Consider the following 6,787-nt stretch of genomic DNA (forward strand, 5'->3'; position numbering starts at 1 on the left):
AAGTTCACAGGATGACCCTTGTGGTCGAGCCATCTGGTTCGACCACAAGGGTTTTTCCATACCCTGCGTGAGGAAACAGCCCTGACCTCAGGCGTAATCCTCTGAGCTCCGAACTCGTGCAGCCATCGAGAACAAGAACTGCTGACTGCTTAAGCGAACTCAGGAGGGCAGACCTGGACATCCACTCTTCTGGCGTGCCCACGACGATGGTATTTTCGCTCCGCGTTGTGACAGACAACTCTGAAGCAAGGTCACTGAACCTAGCGGACTTGTCTGGTTTCGATGCACTCACGAACTCTCGTTTGCGATGAGTGACTACGAGGTAGGAGGCGCTTTCCTGGAAAGTGAAGTGAGGAGCCTCAGATTCTTGTAATTCATGTACTTCTACCTTCACAAGCTGAACGTCATGGCCGTTCCACTGTGCCCTTCCACGCTGATTACCTGAGAGTAACCCGAGCACTGCAGGAAACAACGCCAGCAGACCAGTCACTCCACGCAGATGCTCAGAGCAGCTCATCACAACAGCACGACCGGATTTCGGCGCTTGCCTGACGAGGCGAGTCAGGCACAGCAGAAACTCTTCACGGTGCTCGAGATCAAAGTCATCCAGGATGGCATCGAGGTCATCGATGACCATGTCCTCACCTTCAGGCGGTGCTCCCCCAACAACGACGTCCCATGCGTGTTCTGCGCCAGCAATGACTGCGACACCGAGTTGCTGCGCAATGAGGTGACAGGCATTGCTGGTCCCCGACCGTGCGGGGCCGGTAATGAGCAGATTGCCGTCATTGAGTGGTGAATACTGTGCCCAGGTTTGGACTTGATGTTCAGGAATATCCGCCATCCCCAGCCAAGCAACACCCTCAATGTGTGTGGGCATCTCGTCAGGGTGAAGAACCGACGCCAAGGGCGGCAACCACGGAGATCGTGGGGTCCATCCAGGGTTCTGCTGCAGCCACTGATCGGTCTTGGCTTCCACGACCTCGATGTCTTGCGCAGAAAGCTGTGCTGCTTGAAACTCTCGCTGATCTAACCCCGTTCCCGTGAGCACTGCACGCCCGGGGATATGTGGCAGCGCAAAAGCAGCGTCATTGCCGAGAAGGGCCTGTGAGTCTTGTTTCTGCGAAACACGAAACCCCACTCGCAACGCGCAGTTCGCCAGCAGAGCATCTCCCAAGGCCCCACCCACACGCTGGCTTGAAAGAATCAGGTGAATGCCCAATGAACGTCCTCGTGCAGCAAGGTCTATGAAGGTAGTGGTCAGTTCAGGAAACGCATCGAGCACAGCGCGATACTCGTCCACGATCACAATGAGGCGGGCAAGGTTGACGTTCTGGCCGAGTTGAGAAATGTCCCCCACCCCCACGTGAGCTAGCGTCCGCTCTCGGTAGTGAATCTCTGCGCGCAGAGAAGTCATGGCGCGGTGTGCTTCTGCGTGGTTTAAGTCCGTGACCACTCCAACCACATGCGCCAAACCAGTGAGCTGAGTAAACCCGGCTCCGCCTTTGAAATCAACCACGAGGAAGGAGAGCTCATCGGGTGAATAACTCGCAGCTAATGCCACCATCCAGGACTTCACAAACTCTGTCTTGCCCGAACCCGTCATTCCTGTCACCACAGCATGCGGTCCGGCAGAAACGAGATCAAGTAACAGTGGGTGCGATCTTTGCCTCCCCACATTCACCACCGTACTTTCCCTGGCTGATTGCCATTCAGCTGTGGTGTTGATCACAGTCTCAACCTGGCTGGGAATGACTTCTGCAACCTTCACAGCTTGTGACACTTCAGAAAGTAGCTTGGGCAGGATGAGATTCACTTCTGCGCGGCTGAGGAGATCCACCGACATCTCGATAGGGATTGCGGCGCCATCAATTGTGTCCAGGAGCGTGGCACGTCCGCGGTCCACTTTGAGGAGATAGCGAAACCCCAGTGGAATGGGATCTATGTCAGCGACGTGGGTCACCGTCGTGGTGCAGTTCTGTTCAGTGGAGAGCAAGCCAACTAGTTCCGGTTCTGCGGACAGATCTAGGCCCACCCGAGTGATTTCATGGCTACCCCAGTTCCATGCCAGCTGGAACGCAATGGCTCGCATGACAGAGCGCGTCTCCACCTGCGAACCCCTGAGTGCAAGCCCAGACGTGACATCAAGAACGACAGGTAATCCGCCTGTTCGTGCAATGCCGAGGCGAATAACCCGATCATCTCCGGCTGTCTGGGCACCCGCGGCCCAGAGCGGTCTCAGTGTCGTGTCTGGGCGTGAATAGAAACTACTAGGCGGATTGCGGCGAAGAGTTTCTTCTCGATGCGCGAAGGATTCCAATTGGCGCTGCTGGAGCTGAGCTGCTTCCTCTTCGTCAACACGCTCTGCTTGTTTGAGAGTGTCTCTCTTGGAATGGAACCTGCCGTCAAAGAATTGTGCCACTGCCATCACGGGGCCTAACAGAGCAAAGAGCAGTGTGTAAGCGGAGCCTGTGACCAGCCACAGCACAACGCTGGTGACTAACGGAGCAATCAAAGCGAAGAAAGGAAAGCGCATGTGAGCACTTCACCACGAAGAAGAAAGGAGAGACACTCAGCAGTGAGTGTTCGTGGACAACTCTGTATTAGCTAATGGTGAGGTGGAGATCACCAAAGTCCAGGCGCGTGCCCCGAACTACGGTGTAGTGAGTTCCGGGTTGTGCCCTGCGAGGAACAACACCTGGTTCTCTCACGATGGTTCCATTACCGCTATTGCGGTCCGCTATCCAGAGGTCATTGCCGTCAACACCGAACTCAAGATGTGTTTTCGAGACAGAACGTCCTGGATCAGAGACCACGATCAGGTGTTCGAATTCTTCGCCCTCAGCAGGAGTTGGCATTCTGCCGAGTAGCCCACTGCGAGTGATGTCGACACTTTCGCCACTACCCAAGGTGATGGTGAAGGACACCATGCTGGTGAGTTCATTTTCTGTTGCGAAACGAGGAGGTTCCACGACGCGTACAGGAGGCGCTTCAAAAAGCTCTGAGAGATTGACGCCGTCGATCTGCTCAACAATGACCGTTGACGTTGTTTCTGGGTCTTTCTCCTGCGCAGGAGTAAATGTGTGCTCAGCGGGCTGGGCAGCCTGCTCAACCGAGGGCTGTACCTCAGCTTCAGGTGTAACTACGGGGATGGCCTGGGTGCGCGAAACAGAGCTTCCGCATTCTCCGCAGAACAGGGCTCCCTCAGGGAGAGCACTCTGACAAACCTCACAGACCATGATGTGATGCTACCTGCGCTTGGTCAGCCATGCCGTGAAGCCAGCCCATGTCAAACCAAATGACTTTACTGAGACGACAGCTTTGATTTTCTGCCATCGAGTGAGATTGGTACCTAACTCTCGAATGACTCCGTCAGCTTCAGACCAGGCACGGGTAACGTCTGATTCGCTCACGTTGTCAACAGAATATTGTGCAGTGTCCGCCAGAACAGCAACGGTCGTTGCTGCAGGTACTGAAGACATTTCCGCCAATTCCTGACGCGTTACAGAAGCGGATGCATCTGTTCCACGGTCAAGCAGAGCATCTCTCACTTCACTCCATGCACCTTCCACGCGTTCACGAGGATCAGCGGCGCTGTGACGCGCCTGGCGTCGGCGCCGCTTTGCCACGATCACACCCAGGAATGGTGAAGCAAGCAGACCCAACCACAGCGCAGTCCAACCCACGAAATTCACAACAGCAAGAATCGCTTGCAGAACAGGGTCAAGAGGAGTGGGTTGTTCTTCGTCTGCTGCTTCAGGGGCCGAGTTGTCGTTGAGCTGAGGTTCATCCTGCGCGGGTGGTTCAACAGCCGTCTGCGGGAATGCAACCTCGGTGGGGTCTTGAGGCTGTTCTTCGGGAATAGGACGCTCAGCAGGGTTAGGGTTCACCGCAACCCACCCTTCGGTCGTGGAGATCTCGATCCAGGCAGTCATGTCAGCACCGGTGAAGGAAACACCGGTAGCGGGGTCAGATCCTTCTGGCGCGATGAAACCCATGACAACGCGGGATGGGAAACCAATCTGTGTGGCCATCAGCGATGCAGCAGAAGCGTATTGTTCTGCGTCTCCCACCATGGGGCTCGCTGCAAAGAGGGCAGCGATACGGTTCGCGCCATGGCCTGAAGCACTCGGCACCTCGTCAGGGCCTCCGTGGCTGATGTATCCCTCAGAGGCGAGGGCCTCAAGCGATGCTTGCAGACGCTCCCCTGCTGAGGTTGAACCCTTCGCAGAAAGAGAGATAAATGCATCGACACCGTCAGGCATCACAGCCGGGGCAGGGACTATGGCATCACCCGGAGCAAGAGACCCCACAGCAGAGATGGACACCTCAGGAGCCGCAAGTCCGGTGGTTCGATAGCCGTCACCCTCTGAAAGGCCCGTCGTGACAGCACCCGTGGCTGCAGGCCTGCTGTAGTAGAACGCATCAGTTAGTGCGCGTGAACCTGTGCCCGTGAAGCTGAGGGAGCCTAATTCTCCAGTGAGGGGAACCCACGCCCCTGTGAGCCCCGTGATGGTGATCTCTGCAGAGATCTCATCGCCATTGCTGTTTTGAATAGGTATAGAGCCAGGCAACTTGGTGAAGTCAGCTGCAACCCCGCCAACGGAATAGAGAACCCCGGTGTAGTTATCCAGAGTGGCAATACTGACCCGTTGGCCAGCGCTCAGACCAGTTGCGGTCAGAAGCTCAGTGTTTTGTGAATCTCCGGTCACAAAGGCCCGATATTCAGACAACGGGCTGGTGTCGTCTTGCAAAACAAAAGGCTGATCTATTTCCGTGCGCCACACAGTTCGATTGGCTATCGGAGTGAAGAGAACGACAGCTGAGGCAACAACAGCAGAAAGAAGGAGGATTCCGATAGCTCTCAAGCCTGCGCGGGAAACACCAACCCGACTCATTGCAAACCACAGAGCAATCAGAACAAAGACACCCACGGTGACAATAACGCTGGCAAAACTTCTACTAGGCCCAAGCCAGATTGCGACTCCCAGAGTGATTACGGGAACCAGTGCAGCAGTGCTTCCGATACCTTTGTGGCGGTTCAGCCGCAGGCTCAGCACAACCGCGAGCAACACTCCCAACAATGAGAGCAAGAACACAGGCACTAATAGAGCTTCATAGGCACCGACCGGCGGCATTACCGTGACCAGCTGCTTCCACGAGAGAACAACACCAGTCAGAAGGCTGAGTTCACCTTGAAGACTCGGCAAGAATCCCAGTAGAGCTTCACTTGGAACCGCCAGAGGAACACCAAAGAGGAGGTAGGCGGCGACAGCAGACAGGGCTGTGCGAAGCACAGACCACGAACGACGTGCAGAGAGCACTGCGATAAGCGAACCTAAGACAGCTCCGCCGGCGAGTGCAACAACAAATGCAGGGTCTTGATACACCGGCCACAGTGGCACGAGCGAGACTATGACGGCGAAAGCGAGGAATAAAGCCATCATCATGAGACCGCCATTCGCTTGCCAAGTAGCTGCTGAAGATCATCGAGGCGGCCGATAGTTGCCACCGTCAGCCTTCCCATGCGGCGGGTGACGGGCGATGCTTCGGGAGCACAGCTCACCACAACAACCTCAACGCCGGCAGGGAACGCCACAGACGCAGAGTGCAAAGTCTTGGAATCCACAGCAGCACCGGTCACCAAGAAGGCAATTGACACATCTGCCGCCTGTGCGGAAGCTAAGCGGGACAGCTCCACAATGTTCGGGCTGCCTTCTTGCAGATGAACACCTGATAGCTCATCGAGGAGGCGGTCACGCGAGACCGTGGAGAGTGCTCGAATACGCGCTGGCGAAGAACCGCGTTCTGCACGGCGGCGAGAGGCTAGTTCTCTGGCAGCTTCACGCAAAGCACTCAATCTGCCCGTCGCAGCTGGACGAGCCTCAGCACTGACCAGAACGGAGAGATCACGAGTGTCACGGATTGCTCGAACTCCTAAAGAAGCTGCCGCACTGACTGCAAGTTCGAACTCATCATCAGAAGCGAATACTTCTGGTTCGGTATCGAGAGCAATCATGAGGTGGCTGCGACGTGTCTGCTCGAACTGGCGAACCATGAACTGGCCAGTCTTGGCCGTGGACTTCCAGTGAATATTGCGGCGATCGTCGCCAGGAACATATTCACGGAGGGCGTGAAACGAGAGATCACTGTCAGTGAGATCCCTCGTGGGATTACCTTCCAGGTCACGCACAAAACCGGTACTCATGCTGAGCAAGCCAATAGTTTTGGGGTGAATAAAGAGCGTGCGAACATCGCCGTGAACTACTTCTCGAGAGATGAGACCCAGGGGGTCTTGACGAATGACACGAGCAGGCCCAACCTGAACCATGCCGCGATGTTCAGTAGGAACAGGCAGCGTGATGTCATCATGAGCACCTTTGCGCAGTCGCCCAACCTGGGTTTCAACCTGCTGTTCCCCCACAGGAACAACGACATCCAACGAGGCTAATGAGTGGCCTGTCGGGTTCGACACACTCACAACAAGTTGTGCCTCGTCACCGACGACCACGCGTTCATGAGCCAGATGAAATGACACATCGTGGGCATGACGGAAGAGGGCATAGAGCGTGGCAAAACCAAAAGTGAGAAGCCCAGCAACTCCTAATCCAATGAGTTCAATCCATCCCTGCGCAGCACCAACGACAAGGCTGAGCAGGGCAACTACAGCCCAGCCCCAGCCTCTCGAGGTGACAACGCGGAAATTCATGAGGCGGCAGGTGCTCCCACGGGAAGATCGATCAAGATCTTACCCACGACGTTGTTGGCGGTGACGCCATCAAACTCT

4 protein-coding genes are annotated in these 6,787 nt (G+C 55.8%); all 4 read right to left on the reverse strand.

The annotated features are described in order from the left end of the window. Window positions 1–4 precede the first annotated feature (4 nt). Window positions 5–2,536, reverse strand: a complete 2,532-nt coding sequence (locus Q0362_RS03045; protein WP_298119631.1) for an FtsK/SpoIIIE domain-containing protein — start codon at window positions 2,534–2,536, stop codon at window positions 5–7. A 67-nt stretch (window positions 2,537–2,603) separates the two neighbouring features. Beyond that, window positions 2,604–3,239 carry an FHA domain-containing protein gene (locus tag Q0362_RS03050; protein ID WP_298119632.1) on the reverse strand — a complete coding sequence of 212 codons (636 nt, stop codon included), beginning with the start codon at window positions 3,237–3,239 and terminating at the stop codon, window positions 2,604–2,606. A 9-nt stretch (window positions 3,240–3,248) separates the two neighbouring features. Beyond that, window positions 3,249–5,450, reverse strand: coding sequence for a transglutaminase domain-containing protein (locus Q0362_RS03055; protein WP_298119634.1), 2,202 nt, complete (start codon window positions 5,448–5,450; stop codon window positions 3,249–3,251). Further along, window positions 5,447–6,709: a DUF58 domain-containing protein gene (locus tag Q0362_RS03060; RefSeq protein WP_298119636.1), complete on the reverse strand. Its 1,263-nt coding sequence runs from the start codon at window positions 6,707–6,709 to the stop codon at window positions 5,447–5,449. Before Q0362_RS03060 ends, Q0362_RS03055 begins: the two co-directional genes overlap by 4 nt. Between the last annotated feature and the right edge of the window lie 78 nt (window positions 6,710–6,787).

Origin of the sequence: uncultured Aurantimicrobium sp. (assembly GCF_936931525.1) — a bacterium.
In the GTDB taxonomy this organism is placed as follows: Bacteria; Actinomycetota; Actinomycetes; order Actinomycetales; family Microbacteriaceae; genus Aurantimicrobium.

Excerpts from the sequence above, each read along its gene's own strand:
- Q0362_RS03045 (WP_298119631.1), bottom strand. The coding sequence starts at position 2,536 with ATGCGCTTTCCTTTCTTCGCTTTGATTGCTCCGTTAGTCACCAGCGTT.
- Q0362_RS03050 (WP_298119632.1), bottom strand. The coding sequence starts at position 3,239 with ATGGTCTGTGAGGTTTGTCAGAGTGCTCTCCCTGAGGGAGCCCTGTTC.
- Q0362_RS03055 (WP_298119634.1), bottom strand. The coding sequence starts at position 5,450 with ATGATGATGGCTTTATTCCTCGCTTTCGCCGTCATAGTCTCGCTCGTG.
- Q0362_RS03060 (WP_298119636.1), bottom strand. The coding sequence starts at position 6,709 with ATGAATTTCCGCGTTGTCACCTCGAGAGGCTGGGGCTGGGCTGTAGTT.